Source organism: Flavobacterium movens (genome assembly GCF_039581425.1).
Lineage (GTDB): Bacteria > Bacteroidota > Bacteroidia > Flavobacteriales > Flavobacteriaceae > Flavobacterium > Flavobacterium luteolum.
The window spans coordinates 224,377-240,444 of sequence record NZ_JBCPXY010000002.1; the positions used below are offsets into that span (position 1 = coordinate 224,377).

Consider the following 16,068-nt stretch of genomic DNA (forward strand, 5'->3'; position numbering starts at 1 on the left):
TCATTTAAAAAATATAAAAATGTTTAATAAATTTATTCAAAGACCTGTTCTTTCGATAGTAATATCGTTGATTATTGTCTTTTTAGGGGTGTTGTCGGTTTTAAATTTACCAATTACACAATTCCCTACCATTTCACCTCCAATGGTGAATGTTACCGCAGATTATCCTGGATCTAACGGTGAGCTTATGGTTAAGGCGGTGGTTATTCCTTTGGAAAGAGCCTTAAATGGTGTTCCAGGAATGAAATATATGGCTTCTGATGCCGGAAACGACGGTGAAGCTACAATTAAAGTAGTGTTTAATTTAGGTACAGATCCTAATCAAGCTGCTATTAACGTTCAGAATCGTGTGGCTTCCGTTACCAATAAACTTCCACCTTTGGTAATTAGAGAGGGTATCAAAATTACTCGAGAAGTGCCGAGTATGTTGATGTACGTGAACCTTTACAGTACAGACAAAAATACCGACATGAAGTTCTTATACAACTATGCCGATATCAACGTACTTTCTGAATTGAAAAGGGTAAACGGTATTGGTTCTGGAGATATCTTAGGAACACGTGAATATGCAATGCGTATCTGGCTGAAACCAGACCGTATGCTAGCTTATAAAATTTCTGCTGATGAGGTAATGGAGGCATTATCAAGTCAAAGTTTGGAGGCTTCTCCAGGTAAAACGGGAGAAAGTTCTGGTAAACGTTCTCAAGCATTTGAATATGTGTTGAAATATTCTGGACGTTTTACAACAAAAGAACAGTACGAGAACATTGTAGTAAAAGCAAATCCGAATGGTGAGCTTTTAAGATTGAAAGATGTTGCTAAAGTGGAATTTGGAAGCTCGATGTATGATATCTATTCTAATTTGAATGGAAGACCATCTGCAGCAATCGTATTGAAACAGTCTTTTGGAAGTAATGCGAATCAAGTTATTGAAGAGGTTAAAGCGAAACTGGAAAAAATCAAACAAAGATTTCCAAAAGGAATGGATTATGAGATTTCGTATGACGTTTCTAAATTCCTAGATGCTTCTATCGAAAAAGTAATTCATACTTTGGTTGAAGCCTTTATTCTGGTAGGTTTAGTAGTTTTCCTTTTCTTAGGAGACTGGCGATCTACGGTTATTCCGGCAATTGCGGTACCTGTATCGTTGGTAGGAACTTTTGTGTTCATGACATTCTTTGATATATCATTGAACTTGATTACGTTATTCGCTTTAGTATTAGCAATTGGAGTCGTCGTCGATGATGCGATTGTAGTTATCGAGGCCGTTCACGCCAAGATGGAAGAAGAACATCTCTCGCCATTTAAAGCGACTAAACAAGCCATGCATGAGATTGCGGGTGCAATTGTCGCAATTACATTCTTAATGGCGGCAGTATTTATTCCGGTTGCATTCATGTCTGGTCCGGTTGGAGTTTTCTACAGACAGTTCTCTGTAACTATGGCAACGGCGATTATTCTTTCTGGTATCGTGGCTTTGACATTGACGCCTGCGCTTTGTGCAATGATGTTAAAAAACAATCACGGACAGCCTAAAAAACCAACTCCTGCAAATAGATTTATTGATGCTTTCAACGAAAAATTCAATTTAGCACAAGGAAAATACCAGCATTTATTAGGTAAAATTGTTGACAGAAGAGTTGTTACTATTTTGGCGCTTGTAGTTTTTTGTATTGGAACATTTTTAATAAGCAGTTCAGTTCCTTCAGGGTTTATTCCGAATGAGGATCAGGGAATGTTTTATGCCGTAATTCAGACACCTCCAGGTTCATCTTTAGAGAGAACGAATAATATTGCTGAGAGAGTTCAGAAAATTGCGGAAGATATTGATGGAGTAAAATCAGTTTCTTCATTGGCAGGTTATGAGATTCTGTCTGAAGGTACAGGAGCCAACTCAGGAACGTGTTTGGTTAACTTGAAAGACTGGAGCGACAGAAAAGAATCTGTGTTGGAGATTATGCATGAAATGGAAGAAAAATGTAAAGATATTACAGGTGCTAATATCGAGTTTTTCCAACCGCCTGCTGTACCAGGATATGGTGCTGCCGGAGGATTTGAGCTTCGTTTGCTAGATAAAACAGGTTCTGTAGATTATAAGAGAATGGAGCAGGTAAACAATGACTTTGTTGCCGAATTGAACAAACAGCCAGAATTATCAAACGTATTTAGTTTCTATAGTTCTAGTTTCCCTCAATACATGATGAAAGTTGATAATGACTTAGCTCAGCAAAAAGGGGTTTCTATCGAAAATGCGATGAATACTTTGTCAACTCTTGTAGGAAGTAACTACGAAATCAGTTTTATTAAATTCGGTATCAACTATAAAGTTATTGTTCAGGCTTCACCAGAATATCGTGCACAGCCAGATGATATCTTGAAATTATATGTGAAAAACGATCGTGATGAAATGGTTCCTTTTTCTGCTTTTATGAAATTAGAAAAAGTGTACGGACTTTCAGAAATTACACGTCATAACATGTATACCTCAACACAAATTAGTGGTTCTCCAGCTGCTGGTTATAGTTCTGGTACAGCGATTAAGGTAATTCAGAGAGTAGCTGCTGAAAAATTACCAAGAGGATATGATATTGACTGGGCAGGTATTTCTGCCGATGAGGTGGCTCAAGGTAATCAAGCAATTTGGGTATTCCTCATCTGTTTAGGATTCGTTTACTTGGTATTAGCGGCACAATATGAAAGTTTCATTCTGCCATTATCAGTAATTCTTTCGTTGCCAGCGGGTATTTTTGGAGCTTTCCTTTTATTGAAATTAACAGGATTAGAAAACAACATTTATGCACAGGTTGCCATGGTAATGTTGATTGGTTTATTAGGTAAAAATGCTGTACTGATTGTAGAGTTTGCCATACAAAGGCACGCTGCAGGATTATCAGTTTTACAGTCAGCAATGGAAGGAGCAAAAGCAAGGTTCCGTCCAATTTTGATGACCTCATTTGCCTTTATTGCAGGTTTATTGCCACTTGCATTTGCAACAGGACCAGGTAAAATTGGTAACCGAACAATTGGTACTGCAGCCGCGGGAGGTATGCTTATCGGAACCATTTGCGGTGTTTTTGTAATTCCGGGCTTGTATTTCATTTTTGCCAAAATTGCTGAAAAATACAAATTGGTAAAACATGAATTAGAAAATCCATTAACAGAAGAAATTGATAACAATCATGTATAAAGTTAAATCATATCAATATAGTATTGCGTTAGCTGTTTGTCTAGCAGTTGCAGGGTGTAAAACCCCTGCACCTGAGGCAGCAGTTACTACAAGTACACCAGTTCCTGAGTCGTTTGGTGCAACAGCTCAAACGCAGGATGCAAATAATAATACGGCAGCATTAAACTGGAAAGATTATTTTAAAGATCAGAATCTAGTAGATTTAATCGATGTTGCACTAAAAAATAATCAGGAACTAAATATCACTCTGCAAGAAATCGAAATTGCCAAGAATGATATCCGTGTAAAAAAAGGACTTTTATTGCCAACAGCGGGTTTACGTGCTGGAGCTGGAGTCGAAAAAGTGGGTAGATATACCAGCCAGGGTGCGGGTGATGCTACAACAGAGATTAAGCCTGGTAAAGAAATGCCAGATCCGCTAGGAGATTTTACTATCGCCGCTTATGCTAACTGGGAAGTTGATATCTGGAAAAAACTGCGCAATTCTAAAAAAGCAGCTTTAAACAGATATTTAGCTACAGTAGAAGGCAAAAACTTTGTAATTACAAACCTCATCGCCGAAGTTGCCGATTCTTATTATGAATTATTGGCCTTAGACAATCAATTGGATATTGTAAAACAGACTATCAAATTGCAAACTAACGCTTTAGAAATCGTAAAAGTTCAAAAGCAAGCGGCAAGAGCAACAGAATTGGGAGTTAAGAAATTTGAAGCAGAGGTTTTAACTTCACAAAGTTTGGAATTTGATATTTTACAGCAGATAAAAGAAAACGAAAACAAAATCAACTTTTTGCTAGGAAGATATCCGCAGGAAATCAAAAGAACAAGCAGCACTAACTTCTTGAGTCTATTGCCAGCACAAGTAAGTTCTGGAATTCCATCTCAACTGTTACAGAATCGTCCAGATGTTAAACAAGCAGAATTAGAGTTGGTTGCAGCAAAACTAGATGTAAAAGTTGCCCGTGCTGAGTTTTATCCTTCTTTGGATATTACTGCAGCAATCGGAGTAAATGCTTTTAAACCTTCTTATTTGTTCACCATGCCAGAATCGCTTTTATATTCATTGGCAGGAGATCTTGTAGCGCCTTTGATTAACAGAAATGCAATCAAAGCGGAGTTTGCAAGTGCCAACGCAAGACAGATTCAGGCATTATACAATTACGATCGTACGGTTTTAAATGCTTATTTAGAAGTTTCAAACCAAATGTCTAAGATCGAAAATCTTCAAAAAGGTTACGATCTTAAATCGAAACAAGTTGACGCTTTAAATACTTCGATTGACGTTTCTAACGATTTGTTTAAATCGGCTAGAGTGGATTATTTTGAAGTTTTGATGACGCAGAGAGATGCATTAGAAGCAAAACTAGAATTAATCGATACTAAAAAAGAACAATTAAATGCTGCAGTTCATGTTTATAGAGACTTGGGCGGCGGATGGAAATAATATTGCCAATTAATTTGTAGAGGGAAAGCCTTTCGGAAGTAAAATTCTGAAAGGCTTTTTTGTAAAAAAATATTTTGTATTTGCAATTCACTGTTCTGAAAAAAGGAACCTTAAACCTTGGGAGCTACAATTAGTTTTCAGGGTTATTTTTATGCTTTTTGTTTTTCTTTTTTATTGTTACTATTTTTCTTACTTATTTTAAACTATTTATTATATTTACAATATAAATTATGTAATATTTTATTTACTTAAATACCACTTCTCATTTATTGATTAAGGTTATAAAATCTACACAAACCTGTAAAATAATCAATACCCTTTATATATGAGTTTTTTAGCAAAATTAGAATTAGACAATGCAGTGTTTAATGTTTTAGAATTTGATGTTCACTTTAGCCAGAATGTTGATAACAACGGAAAACCTGCCAACAAGACAAAAGGTGGACAGATAAAACTGGTGGTAGAAACGACACAGACAGACCTGTTTTCAGATTGGATGGTATCCCAAACGAGTGTAAAAGACGGAAAAATCATTTTTTATCGTAGAGACGCAATGAGCACCATGAAAAATGTAACCTTCAAAAAAGGCTATTGCATATCGTTTCATAAAAGTTTTAGAAGTGAAGGATCTGTTCCTATGGTCACCGAGATTTTAATTTCATCAAATGAAGTAAAAATCGGAAACACACTTTTTGAAAATAACTGGAAAAATTCATAGACCTTCTAAATGACTAATTAATATGGCATTACAAACGATCACAAATATTAGAATTGGCGAAATTCGAATTACTAATTTCAACAAATTAGAAGTTTTTCAGACCATTCACGACCATCACACTTTTTCATTTGAAGTTAGACAGGATTTATTGGTAGAAGAATTTAAAAGCGTTATGCCTTTTTCTCAGAAATTATATGGAGAAAAAATAAGCATAGAGATAAAACCTATAGACGGACTGGAAGATCTTATTATTGGGGCGGATCCTAAAGATTATATTATGCAGTTTTATGGTATAGTGACCGAAGTCAAACTGCAAAAATCACGTATCAAAGACATCGAAGGAACCATTGTGATAAAAGGAAAAAGCTCCACAATAGTGCTGGAAAATGGGCCAGAATGCAACTCTTTTACCAATATGTCTTTGAGCGATATTGTAAGCAAAGTAAAATCAGGCTGTGATATCGATATGGATGTCAGGCCATTTTATTTGGAAAATCTGCCTTATACCGTGCAGTATAACGAAAGCAATTTCGCTTTTCTGAACCGTTTGGCAAAAAGAAACGGACACTGGCTATATTATAATGGACGGACAACCATTTTTGGAAGTCCTGGCGGCGTTGGCGGACAGCCAAAATTAATCTTCGGAATAAACATGCAGGATTTTGATTATACCATTAAACTTTTGCCTGCCCAGTTTAAAATAATGGAGAATGACAATTATGACGGCCAGTATAAAACCGACGAAACTTTAAGATACAGAAAAGAAGCTGACGGATTTCATCAAAACTTTTTAAACAGGTCTAATGAAGTTTTTAATATAGAAACCGTAATACAGCTTAACCAAACTCCTGTTGGCGGATCTGGAAGACGGTCTTCTGAGGAATATGCCAAAAATAAAATGCGCGCAGTTTTAAGCGGTTTGGTAGAAATGAAAGCATCGAGTGAAGTTCCAGGCATTACTGTAGGAAACGAAGTGCGCGTATTGGGTGTCGACATGCAGTTGGAGAGCTCGTACCGCGTAACCCAAATTACGCACGTCTGCGATGACGGCGGCGGTTACGAAAACCACTTTACAGCCGTAAATTTCAACGGTTCTGTATTTTCTCCAGAGACAGATCCAGATTTAGTGCCTTACTGCAAGAGCCAGACCGCGATTGTAACCGCCAACGCAGATCCTGATGGATTTAGCGGCGTACAGGTACAGATGCCGTGGCAGGCAGCCAAAGGCCAAACCACGCCTTACATTCCTTTAGTGCAGAATTACGGAGGCGATGCCAGAGGCGCTCATATCATACCTGAAATTGGCGACACCGTTTTTGTAGATTTTCAGGGCAATAATGCAGAACTGCCTATTGTAATAGGAACGATGACCAGCAAAAAAGAAAAAAGCGGTTATAGTACGCCGAATAATGATATAAAAGCAGTAATGCATAGCCGAAGCGGAAACCGAATTATTAATGACGATGCTACGGGTGACATAACAATTGAAAGCCAAAAAGGCAAAACAATAGCCGTGATTCATGGTGATGGAAACATTAGGTTTAAAGCTCCAAAAAATATAGAATTTGAGGCAGGTGAGGATATTGTTATGAAAGCTGGTAAAAATGTAAAAATTGAAGCTAAAGAGGATATTGAGGTTGATGCAGGTTATAATATCTCTCAAGAAGCTCAAAATGATATTTATGTAAATGCAAATGGGAATATTATGGAAAAATCAGATAATAGGACTGAATTGGTTGATAAGGATTTTAGTCGTACTTCAGACATTTCAAATGAAATAGCTTCGGAAGCAAGTCTTTATAGTCATGAAGAAGATATGACCATACAAAGCGGAAAGCAAGTGCGTATTAATAGCACAGAAAAATCTAATCTTTTTTAATTTAATTTTTATGGCGATTGCAAAACAAGCGAAGATTATTCAAATAAAAGTGAGTGATTCTTATCAATTAACTGTTGGCAGAAAACTTGAAAAAAATGCCAATAAATTGAATTATGAAGCTACAAAAGACGATTTAAATTTGATTTGTGGTAAAAAAATAATAATAAACGGTGAGAAAAAATAGTATCAAGAAATACAACATCTTATTATGTTTCATCATAATAATAGTGATAACTGTAGTAACAATAAGAATGAGTTCATATATAGAAAAAAAATATGAGTGGGCAGCAGATATTTGTGCACCAAGAGAGTATCCTGTAGAAGTTTATACAGGAGCAGCAGGAGGCTATTTTTTTAGCCAAATGGGCGGATTTAGCAATTCTGGCTGGGGAGGATTGGGTAGTATCGATTATATAAAAGCACCAGTGCCAGACAGACTTGATATGACATGGTTATCATATGTAGATAATAAATTCTATAAAGGTGACTGGAAACTACCTACAGAAAAAATAAAAAAGCTTTTTGATGAAGGATTTCCTGCTAAACCAGGTTTAGAAAATGTAAAGGAATCTTATGATTATATAAATATTGGTCTCGGACCAAAAGGAATGGTTATAGTATGGGTAGCGGGGGCTGGTAGTCAGGTGGAAGTGGCTCGATTTCAGGCTCATGAAACGGTAATAGATCCTAAACTTATTATCGAAAGCGAAATGTATATGTTTCGAAAAGGTTATAGTCAACATAGATTAGAAAACAATTTTGTTATATCTGAAGACATTCGGGAACAAATCAAACAATACGGTTATCCTCAATCAGAAGTTTATGAGGAGTATAGAGAAAAATATTTATGGAAACCACGAGTAATCTTGCCGGAAGGTGCTAAGCTTACTTCAATGTACATTAAAATGTGTAATGGAGAAAAGGAAGATCCTTATGATAAGCCAATAGATACGAAATATAGAGCCATTCCTTACGCTTTTCAAATTTACTGGTCAGTTGCTAATGGCAAAAAAGAACGACGGTTTGTGTCTAGAATTGCTTTTACTAACGATAAAGAATATTGGGAAAAATATCTTAAACCTATGGGTAAGGATGAAATTCCTGTAGATTTTGATAAAATTGAGATTCGAAAATTATTTAAAAAACATCTTGACAAAAATAAATCTGCAGAAATGGTAATAAAAATTGATCCTACAAAACAAGAGGATGATAAGTGGGTAGTAGATTTTTATATAGAACAAGAAGGGAAAAAATATAATTTAAATCAAAATTGCCAAGATTCTGGTAAACTAAACTAAGATGAGTATAGTATTTGGAGATTACACGCCACTGCCGCCACCCAAAGGAACAATTGATATACGAATTGGTGTTTTCTTCGACGGTACGCAAAATAACAGAACTAACACTAATGCTAGATTAGCAAAAAAAGGAAGCGACGCTAACAACGCCTATCGTAAAATGTCTGATGAAGAAACAGACAGTTACATGAACGATCTTTCTAATGTAGCCCGCAAGGAACTGCATTATGCAAAAGAAAAATATGCAGATAGTATTTATATAGAAGGTATTGGGACTGATGATTTAGGTGCTGATACAGACGATACAACAACTGCGTTTGGAGAAGGGCATTTAGGGGTTGCATTTGGCGCAGGGAGACAAGGTATTGTTGCCAAAGTTACAAAGGGATGCGATATATTGGCTGAAAGAGTAAGCAAATTAAAAGGAAAAGACGACATAAATACATTAATCGTTGATGTGTTTGGTTTTAGTAGGGGTGCCGCGGCAGCCCGAAACTTTATTTATGAACTGAGTAAAAAAAGAAAGGACGACATTTGGGGTTCAAAACTGGTAAAACATAAGGTGCAATATGCACGTTTGCAAGTACGGTTTGTAGGATTGTACGATACAGTTTCTTCTTATGACCCCAATGCTACAAACACCACGACAGATCCAAATTATGACAATGATGTGAGTGAGCTTCATTTAAACAACCTTAATGTGGAAATCAATAATTTGTATAAAGCAAAAAAAATAATTCATTTTTGCGCCAGCGATGAACATCGCAAAAACTTTATGCTTACGCCTACTGCACGAGCAGGTGGGCAAGATTTTTATTTGCCTGGCGTGCATTCTGATGTTGGTGGATGCTACACCGATAAAATGAATGAGTCTAAACAAATAATGGATTTAGATAACACTTGGGGTGATGGTTATGACGACGATGAATATGACGAAATATTAAATAATGATCTAAACAATCTTATACAGCAAGGTTGGGTTAACGAAAATGAAGTAGAACGTCCTGATAGCTGGCATCAAACCTTCATAAACCGCAAAGGCATACGCAATACCTATAGTTTTGTTACTCTACACTTGATGGTTGAAAAACTCAACAATGAATATTCTAAAACAATTGATATGGATAGACTGAATGAGAAATTTAGTATTCCCAAACCTTCAAAAGTGGATGAATTAGATTTGCTTAAAGTAAAAGAACGCCTAGCTGAATATATCAATGGCAAACAGACTCAAATGAAATATTACACCAGCAAGGAGATTGAACAATTGCGAAAAAAACTGGATTTGAAGAACCCGAATGATGTAAAGAGTTTTAATATAAAAGTGCGTGACCATAATATGCTCAAAGATTTAAGACACAAATACATACACTGGAACTCTTAATTTGGAGATACCGTAGGAGCTTATTTACCCAATTACAAAATAGAAGGCAAAACCATTGTTAGATTTCGTAAAATAGAACCCCACTCATGAGAATTTTAACCTCTTTGTTATTAATAACTATAATATCCTGTAAACCCGAAATGAAAAAATACGAATGGTTGCCCACATCTAATGCTCCAGAAATTTATCCAACAGAAATTTTTGATTTTGACTCTCATTTTTATTTAGAAGATGGTGGTAGTGTTTATATTCCAACATCAGTCCCAAATTGTAATGGTTGGGGCAATTCTGGCTCTACCCATACACAAGGCGAAGATTTAAAAGCACTGCCTGTAAGAATGGAAATTACCTGGGCATCTTTTAAAGAAAACAAGTTCTATACAGGCAATTGGGACATGCCTATTGATACCCTGAAAAAACTTTTTGAAAAAGGGACGATAGATTGGCGAACCGGTAGAATTTCAAATTATAACGAAATAATAGTAAACTGTGCACCTGGGGGCATAGTGGTGGTTTGGGTATATGGCAATGACCAGCAAATAGAAGTGGCTCGTTTTCAGGCAAAAGAGACACAATTTGATATTAAAAAATTATCTAATAATCCAGAAGTAACCCAAAAAGGTTATTTTGAAGTAATGGGCAAGTTAAAACCTGAGTTTGAAGAAGAGTTTAAAAAGAAAGGCATTCAATATGATATTTATGATATCTACAGAAAAAAATACACTTGGCGTGCAAAAACCGAAATAGAAGGACATCAATTAATGAACATAGGATTTAAGATGTTTAATGGCGAAGAAGAAACAATTTTTAATGAAAAAATTATTGAACCCATTAAAGAAAACCCTTTTAAGCCAAGAGCTGTCCCTAAACAGCTAAATTTCATTTTTCAAGACAGTAAAAAACTTCAAACTGTTTTTGAAGTCAAGCCTTTTGACGAAGACGAAATCATGAGTCTATTCCAACAAGCAGACCCAAATATACCTATAGAAATTATTTTGCGCATGGATGCAGATTTAAGTAATAGGAAATTAATTTTTAAACAATGCGAAAAGGAAACCCCAATCAAAAAAATAGATTTTGAGAATATTTGGAAATATAAGGGTTAAAAAAGTTGATTTAAAAAAGCCCCGATAGCGCAGATTTGCAATCCGTGCCCGCAAAGATTGGTTTTCTATTTTAAGTAAAAACAAAACCCTGCAAATATCAATTTGCAGGGTTTTTAATTTTATTGAAATAATTTATCTATTACTAGCGCAAGCCTTATAGATCTGCTTCTCTGAAAATGACGATAAGGCTTCGGCGAGATTTCGGCTGGTTCTTAAGCAGCTCAGTATTTTTTGCCTTAAATTGATATCGTCTCCAAACTCTGTATGCATTAAAAGCTCGAAGATTTCTTGCAAATACATAGGCTGTTCTTTGTAATCTCCCTCAAACAATTCGTCTGAAAGGAAATTAATTACGGATGGCATTACATCACGATGTGTTGGTTTTTGATTTTCTTTTGACATTTTCGAAAATATTTAAACGCACGAAGCCCTCATCTTCGGTTGTGTCAAAACACTACAAGGAGTGGAATTAGGGCTATCACTAGCTCCTTCAACGTGGATGAGGGCTCGTTATGTTAACTTAAAATTTAAGTTTCGGATTTCTCCTTGTATAGTATTTTGACTTTACAAAGATATGCTTTTATTTTAAAAAGAAAGAAAAAACCTACTTTTGTTTTTACTGGATTTTAACTCTTAATTTAAGTTTAAAACAAAGATAGAAATTATTATTTGTGATTGAATTGCGCCCTAACTTTGATTGTAAAATTTAGGTTTGCTGGAACTTGGGCGGCCGATGGAAATAATATTCCCAATTAATTTGTAGAGAAAAAGCCTTTCGGAACTAAAATTCTGAAAGGCTTTTTTGTGTTTATAAAATTGTCAAACCAGTATTTTTATACGGCTTTAAAATTTCCTCGTCCGGAGAAACATTGGTTACCAAAACATCGATATCTTTTATTGGACAGACAAAATAAGATTCGGCAGTTTCCACTTTTTCGATAGAACTTAAAGCGATGACAAAATTGGAATTTTTAATCATATTTTTTTTCAGCACAGAATCGTCGTATAAAATTCCCGTAATACCACGTTCATGATGAATACTGCAGATTCCTAAAATGAAGATGTCTGCTCTAAAATTTCTAAAGAAATCAATTGTTTCAATACTCGATGTCGCAAAAGAAGTCTTGCACATTTTACCGCCTGCAAAAATTAAATCAATATTGGGTAAATCTTCCACCAACGAAGCTATGGGAAAACTATTGGTAATAACCGTCAATTTTAAATCGTAAGGAAAGCTTGCAACTAAAGCTAGAGAAGTGGTTCCGCCGTCAATAAAAACAACTTGTCCGTCTTTTAAATACGAAATAGCTTTTTGAGCGATAATTTTTTTGTTTTCGATATCGTGTTTTTCTCTTTTTCTATAATGAAGTGGAATCGGAGAAGGAGCGACCGCACCGCCACGAACTGCTTTTAAAAGTCCTTGATCTGAAAGCTCTTTTAAATCACGTCGGATCGTATCTTCTGAAACGCTCAGATATTCGCTTAATTCTACAGAGCTAACTCGATGTTCTTTAGATAGATATTCTAAAATTGCTTTTTGACGTTCTTCCTTTTTCATTTTATTTGCGGTTTTATATTGCAAAAATAAGTTAAAAATTGCAATGTTTTGCAATTTTTGCATAATTTTACCGCAAAATAAAATTATCATGAGAAAAAAAACCATTGCAGTCGATATGGATGGGGTACTAGCGGATATAGAAACCCAATTGATTGAAGAATATAATAAAGAATACGGAATGAAACTTTCAAAAGAAAGCATTCAAGGATTAAGTGAAGAAGAAGCTTTTAAGGAAAGAGCACTTTTGCACGGAATTTTAAATAAAGGGAATTTTTTTAGAAACCTGCCTGTAATGCCAGATGCAGTCGAGAGTTTGCAAGAACTCCAAAAGAATTTTGAAATTTTTATTGTTTCCGCAGCAACAGAATTTCCTGTTTCCCTAGCCGAAAAAGTAGCTTGGCTCGCAGAGCATTTTCCTTTTATAAAATGGGAAAATATTGTTTTATGTGGCAGTAAAAGAATTATAAATACCGATTATTTAATTGATGACCATTGTAAAAATTTAGATTACTGCATGGGCAAGCCTATTATGTTTACTGCCTTTCATAATATAAACAAGACGCACCATTTGCGGGTAAATAACTGGAAAGAAGCGGTGGCGGTTTTAAACGAAACATTATAAGCTAAATAAGGTTATAATAGGATTGTTTTTTGAAGAGAAAAGCCTTTCAGATTAATTCTGAAAGGCTTTTTATTTAATACGCGAATTTTTCTTTTACTTTAATCTGAGTTTGTTCTGGCATTGATATTTTTACTTTAAATCCTTTGCTAGGTTCTGTATCGATATCAAATGTTCCGTTGACGGCTATAATGCGATTTGACATGTTTTGAAGACCATTTTTTACAATCATACTTTTTTCGCAGCCTTTGCCATTATCTCTATAATTTATTGAAATCGATTTTTGGTCACTTTCAAATCGTATTACAACAATACTGGCCTCGCTGTGTTTTTTCATATTCACCATTAATTCCTGTAAAATTCGGCTGATGGTGATCTTTTTTATATCGTCAATATGCTCCCAATTTATATTTTCTAAATTGGTAATCATAATATTTCTCTCTCGTGTATTATAAGCAGAAAGCATTTCTTTTATACTGCGGGTAAAATTTGCTCCTGTATCAATACTATTATTTTCTCTAGAAATTCCCCTTACGCGACTATAAATATCATCTAGTTTTTGGAGTAAATTTTCCTTGGTGTTTTCTACAGACAATGGCTGAGATTCTGCAAAAGCGATAACTTGAAAGACGTCGTTTGCCAATTCATCATGAATCTTTTTAGCAATTCGGGTTTCGGTGTTGTACGAAGTTTTAAATTCGATGGCTTTATTTTTATTTTTATAATAGCGTATTAAAATGAATATTAGAATAACTAAAAAAGCAAAAACAATTACTGATACGATTTTTAGGTATTGCGCTCTTTGGAGCGATAATTGATTCTCGGCCTTTTCTAAACGAAGTTTTTCGTTTTCGTCTTTTTCTTTTTGGGCATCATATTTAATTTTGGCAGACTTGTTTTTAAAATTATTTCGAACCTTAATAATGCTGTCATTTAATGTAAAGTACTTTTGTGTATATTTTGCTGTATTAGGACTGTTGTCATTTGAGATTAATATTTGCAGCGCTTCTAATCTTTCATCAACGCTATTCATTTTTGTGGAAATGGTATACGCTGCAAGAGCGTTTTCATCTGATTTCTTTATGTCTTTTTCTGAATAATAATCAGCAAGGTGTAAATAGCTTTCAATGCTTCCATAGATATCTTTAGTGTCAATTTTGATCTGGAGTGCTTCGTGCATTAAATGAAATCCTTTATCTTCCGCTCCCTTTTTTAAATAAGCATAACCTAAATTGTCTTTTATTGTAGCTTTAAATTGAGTATTGGAAACATCGTTTGAAAAATTCATTCTTAAAATAGATTCAAGAAGAGTAATTGCTTTATCATATTTTTTTTGCTGAATATAAACAGCTGCAATATTTTGTATTGGATATTGTTTGTAAGTAGAATCGGTATACTGATCTGCTGCCTTTTTATAGTAATAAATGGCATCATCATAAAGAGAAAGTTCTTTGTCTGCTATGCCTAATATATTATTTATAGAGGCTATATGATCCTTATCCTTAGCATAAATGAGTCCTTCCGTTACAGTTTCCTTGCTCCCGTAATAATCACCATTTACCAGTTGGATAGACGCCATTTGAATAAGTATATAAGGAATTTTGGCGCTGTCTTTTAAGGTTTCAAAAAGGGCTTTTGATTTGTTAAATTCATAAAAAGCGGTGTTAAAGTTTGCTTTTTCATAATTTTTAGCAGCCTTATCTCGTAGACTAAGCGCTTCTTTTCGAATCAATTCAGTGTTAGGAGTAGTAGGACTTTCTTTCTTGCATGAAAAAAGAGAGAGAAGTAGAATAAAATAAAAAAACGGGGACCGTAACATATAAATTTACTTTCCCCGAAAATAGTAATTAATTAGATACTAAAATTATAATTTTAGTTTATGGTTTAACAGGTGGTTTTGCATCACCAGGACCATTTGGAGTAGCATCTCCAGCGTATGAAGGCTGAGTAGTTTTTTCAGTTTTCATAACTGGTTGTGTCTCATACTCATCAGGAGTGCAAGAAAATATCGTGAACAATAGCGCAAAAGCGATAAATAGTATTAGGTTTTTCATTTTGTTTATTTTTAAGAAATTAGACATAGGTATTGCTGTCCGGAATGATCCAGAGGCTTTCTGTGGCAATACCAACATTGGTTTTGGGAAGTGAAGAGAGTAAAACAGTAAGACGTTATTTATACTTCCCGAATAAACTCGGTCTTACGGTTTTTACACTCCTAATTAGAACTAGTTTTTACGATTGTTTTAGTCTGCAGACAAAACTTGAACTAATTTCTTGGTGCAAAGTAAAGGCGCTTCTAAGCCTTAACTAGCAAGGGATTCCCGGAATTCCTGCGTTTTCCTGAGATTCCCGAGAATTCCCAGAAAAAAGTATGCAAAAGGCTAGTTTGAATTATTTAAGTTGAAAGAGATCTCTTTATTATAGATGCAATAAGCCCGTCAAAAGTTGGCTGCGAACGGTTAAAAGATGCAGAAATAATATAGGATTGAAGTAAAGATCAAAAGCACTTGTGACAATTTAATTGTCGAAGTCAAAAATAATGGCATATAAAAAAAGTTTTTGGTGAAAAATGAACATGAAGAGTCGAAAGAGATTCCTAAAAAAGGAAGTCTTTTCATGAATTTGGAAGTTTTATTTTCTAAAAACGGAGTTCAGAAAATAGATCTTCGCAAAATAAATACGATTATGGCTGAAATTTTTGTGCTACTGTTTTCTGTCTGTTTACACCTTGTCCAGAAAAAAGATTGGTAAGATTAATTTCGAAATGAAATTGGATCGCATTTTGAAAAATAAAATGCTTGAAGAAATAAAAAGAATAATTTTTTGAAGGGTAATTGAGGCATTTAAAAAGTTTGTTTTTCGGCATATATTTACT

The 16,068-nt window shown here is 34.8% G+C and carries 14 protein-coding genes; 10 read left to right on the plus strand and 4 right to left on the minus strand.

Features of this window, described 5'->3' with window-relative positions; translation table 11 throughout:
• The first annotated feature begins 19 nt into the window (after window positions 1-19).
• From AAYQ05_RS04490 to AAYQ05_RS04525, 8 genes are all read left to right on the plus strand, one after another.
• A complete protein-coding gene (locus AAYQ05_RS04490; RefSeq protein WP_343541412.1) occupies window positions 20-3,187 on the plus strand; it encodes an efflux RND transporter permease subunit in 3,168 nt (1,055 codons plus the stop codon).
• A complete protein-coding gene (locus tag AAYQ05_RS04495) occupies window positions 3,180-4,631 on the plus strand; it encodes a TolC family protein (protein WP_343541414.1) in 1,452 nt (483 codons plus the stop codon). The genes AAYQ05_RS04490 and AAYQ05_RS04495 overlap by 8 nt, the downstream gene beginning before the upstream one ends.
• Before the next feature lie 325 nt (window positions 4,632-4,956).
• Entirely contained in the window at window positions 4,957-5,349 is a 393-nt protein-coding gene (tssD, locus tag AAYQ05_RS04500; RefSeq protein ID WP_343541416.1) for a type VI secretion system tube protein TssD, read from the plus strand.
• Window positions 5,350-5,371: 22 nt separating this feature from the next.
• Window positions 5,372-7,228, plus strand: coding sequence for a phage baseplate assembly protein V (locus tag AAYQ05_RS04505; RefSeq protein ID WP_343541417.1), 1,857 nt, complete (start codon window positions 5,372-5,374; stop codon window positions 7,226-7,228).
• Window positions 7,229-7,238: 10 nt separating this feature from the next.
• Window positions 7,239-7,412, plus strand: a complete 174-nt coding sequence (locus AAYQ05_RS04510) for a hypothetical protein (RefSeq protein ID WP_250837012.1) — start codon at window positions 7,239-7,241, stop codon at window positions 7,410-7,412.
• A 67-nt stretch (window positions 7,413-7,479) separates the two neighbouring features.
• Window positions 7,480-8,526: a DUF2931 family protein gene (locus AAYQ05_RS04515; protein ID WP_343541421.1), complete on the plus strand. Its 1,047-nt coding sequence runs from the start codon at window positions 7,480-7,482 to the stop codon at window positions 8,524-8,526.
• A gap of 1 nt (window position 8,527) precedes the next feature.
• Window positions 8,528-9,910, plus strand: coding sequence for a T6SS phospholipase effector Tle1-like catalytic domain-containing protein (locus AAYQ05_RS04520; protein ID WP_343541423.1), 1,383 nt, complete (start codon window positions 8,528-8,530; stop codon window positions 9,908-9,910).
• Between the two features lie 140 nt (window positions 9,911-10,050).
• Window positions 10,051-11,016 carry a DUF2931 family protein gene (locus AAYQ05_RS04525; RefSeq protein ID WP_343541424.1) on the plus strand — a complete coding sequence of 322 codons (966 nt, stop codon included), beginning with the start codon at window positions 10,051-10,053 and terminating at the stop codon, window positions 11,014-11,016.
• Between the two features lie 132 nt (window positions 11,017-11,148).
• On the opposite strand, the gene AAYQ05_RS04530 is transcribed toward AAYQ05_RS04525, so the two are convergent.
• Both AAYQ05_RS04530 and AAYQ05_RS04535 read right to left on the minus strand, forming a co-directional pair.
• Window positions 11,149-11,418 carry a hypothetical protein gene (locus AAYQ05_RS04530; RefSeq protein ID WP_111426535.1) on the minus strand — a complete coding sequence of 90 codons (270 nt, stop codon included), beginning with the start codon at window positions 11,416-11,418 and terminating at the stop codon, window positions 11,149-11,151.
• Between the two features lie 406 nt (window positions 11,419-11,824).
• Window positions 11,825-12,574 (minus strand): DeoR/GlpR family DNA-binding transcription regulator, encoded by a 750-nt coding sequence (locus tag AAYQ05_RS04535; RefSeq protein ID WP_281633507.1) that lies wholly within the window; start codon window positions 12,572-12,574, stop codon window positions 11,825-11,827.
• Between the two features lie 88 nt (window positions 12,575-12,662).
• On the opposite strand from AAYQ05_RS04535, the gene AAYQ05_RS04540 reads away from it, so the two are divergent.
• Window positions 12,663-13,196 (plus strand): 5' nucleotidase, NT5C type, encoded by a 534-nt coding sequence (locus AAYQ05_RS04540; protein ID WP_343541425.1) that lies wholly within the window; start codon window positions 12,663-12,665, stop codon window positions 13,194-13,196.
• A gap of 73 nt (window positions 13,197-13,269) precedes the next feature.
• Here AAYQ05_RS04540 and AAYQ05_RS04545 read toward each other — a convergent pair whose 3' ends face one another.
• The gene (locus tag AAYQ05_RS04545) at window positions 13,270-14,925 is read right to left on the minus strand and encodes a tetratricopeptide repeat-containing sensor histidine kinase (protein ID WP_343541427.1); all 1,656 of its coding nucleotides are present in this window, start codon (window positions 14,923-14,925) and stop codon (window positions 13,270-13,272) included.
• 145 nt (window positions 14,926-15,070) lie between these two features.
• A complete protein-coding gene (locus AAYQ05_RS04550) occupies window positions 15,071-15,247 on the minus strand; it encodes a hypothetical protein (protein WP_343541429.1) in 177 nt (58 codons plus the stop codon).
• A gap of 508 nt (window positions 15,248-15,755) precedes the next feature.
• On the opposite strand from AAYQ05_RS04550, the gene AAYQ05_RS04555 reads away from it, so the two are divergent.
• Window positions 15,756-15,944, plus strand: coding sequence for a hypothetical protein (locus AAYQ05_RS04555; protein WP_343541431.1), 189 nt, complete (start codon window positions 15,756-15,758; stop codon window positions 15,942-15,944).
• Window positions 15,945-16,068 lie beyond the last annotated feature (124 nt).

Excerpts from the sequence above, each read along its gene's own strand:
- AAYQ05_RS04490 (WP_343541412.1), top strand. The coding sequence starts at position 20 with ATGTTTAATAAATTTATTCAAAGACCTGTTCTTTCGATAGTAATATCG.
- AAYQ05_RS04495 (WP_343541414.1), top strand. The coding sequence starts at position 3,180 with ATGTATAAAGTTAAATCATATCAATATAGTATTGCGTTAGCTGTTTGT.
- tssD (WP_343541416.1), top strand. The coding sequence starts at position 4,957 with ATGAGTTTTTTAGCAAAATTAGAATTAGACAATGCAGTGTTTAATGTT.
- AAYQ05_RS04505 (WP_343541417.1), top strand. The coding sequence starts at position 5,372 with ATGGCATTACAAACGATCACAAATATTAGAATTGGCGAAATTCGAATT.
- AAYQ05_RS04510 (WP_250837012.1), top strand. The coding sequence starts at position 7,239 with ATGGCGATTGCAAAACAAGCGAAGATTATTCAAATAAAAGTGAGTGAT.
- AAYQ05_RS04515 (WP_343541421.1), top strand. The coding sequence starts at position 7,480 with ATGAGTTCATATATAGAAAAAAAATATGAGTGGGCAGCAGATATTTGT.
- AAYQ05_RS04520 (WP_343541423.1), top strand. The coding sequence starts at position 8,528 with ATGAGTATAGTATTTGGAGATTACACGCCACTGCCGCCACCCAAAGGA.
- AAYQ05_RS04525 (WP_343541424.1), top strand. The coding sequence starts at position 10,051 with ATGAAAAAATACGAATGGTTGCCCACATCTAATGCTCCAGAAATTTAT.
- AAYQ05_RS04530 (WP_111426535.1), bottom strand. The coding sequence starts at position 11,418 with ATGTCAAAAGAAAATCAAAAACCAACACATCGTGATGTAATGCCATCC.
- AAYQ05_RS04535 (WP_281633507.1), bottom strand. The coding sequence starts at position 12,574 with ATGAAAAAGGAAGAACGTCAAAAAGCAATTTTAGAATATCTATCTAAA.
- AAYQ05_RS04540 (WP_343541425.1), top strand. The coding sequence starts at position 12,663 with ATGAGAAAAAAAACCATTGCAGTCGATATGGATGGGGTACTAGCGGAT.
- AAYQ05_RS04550 (WP_343541429.1), bottom strand. The coding sequence starts at position 15,247 with ATGAAAAACCTAATACTATTTATCGCTTTTGCGCTATTGTTCACGATA.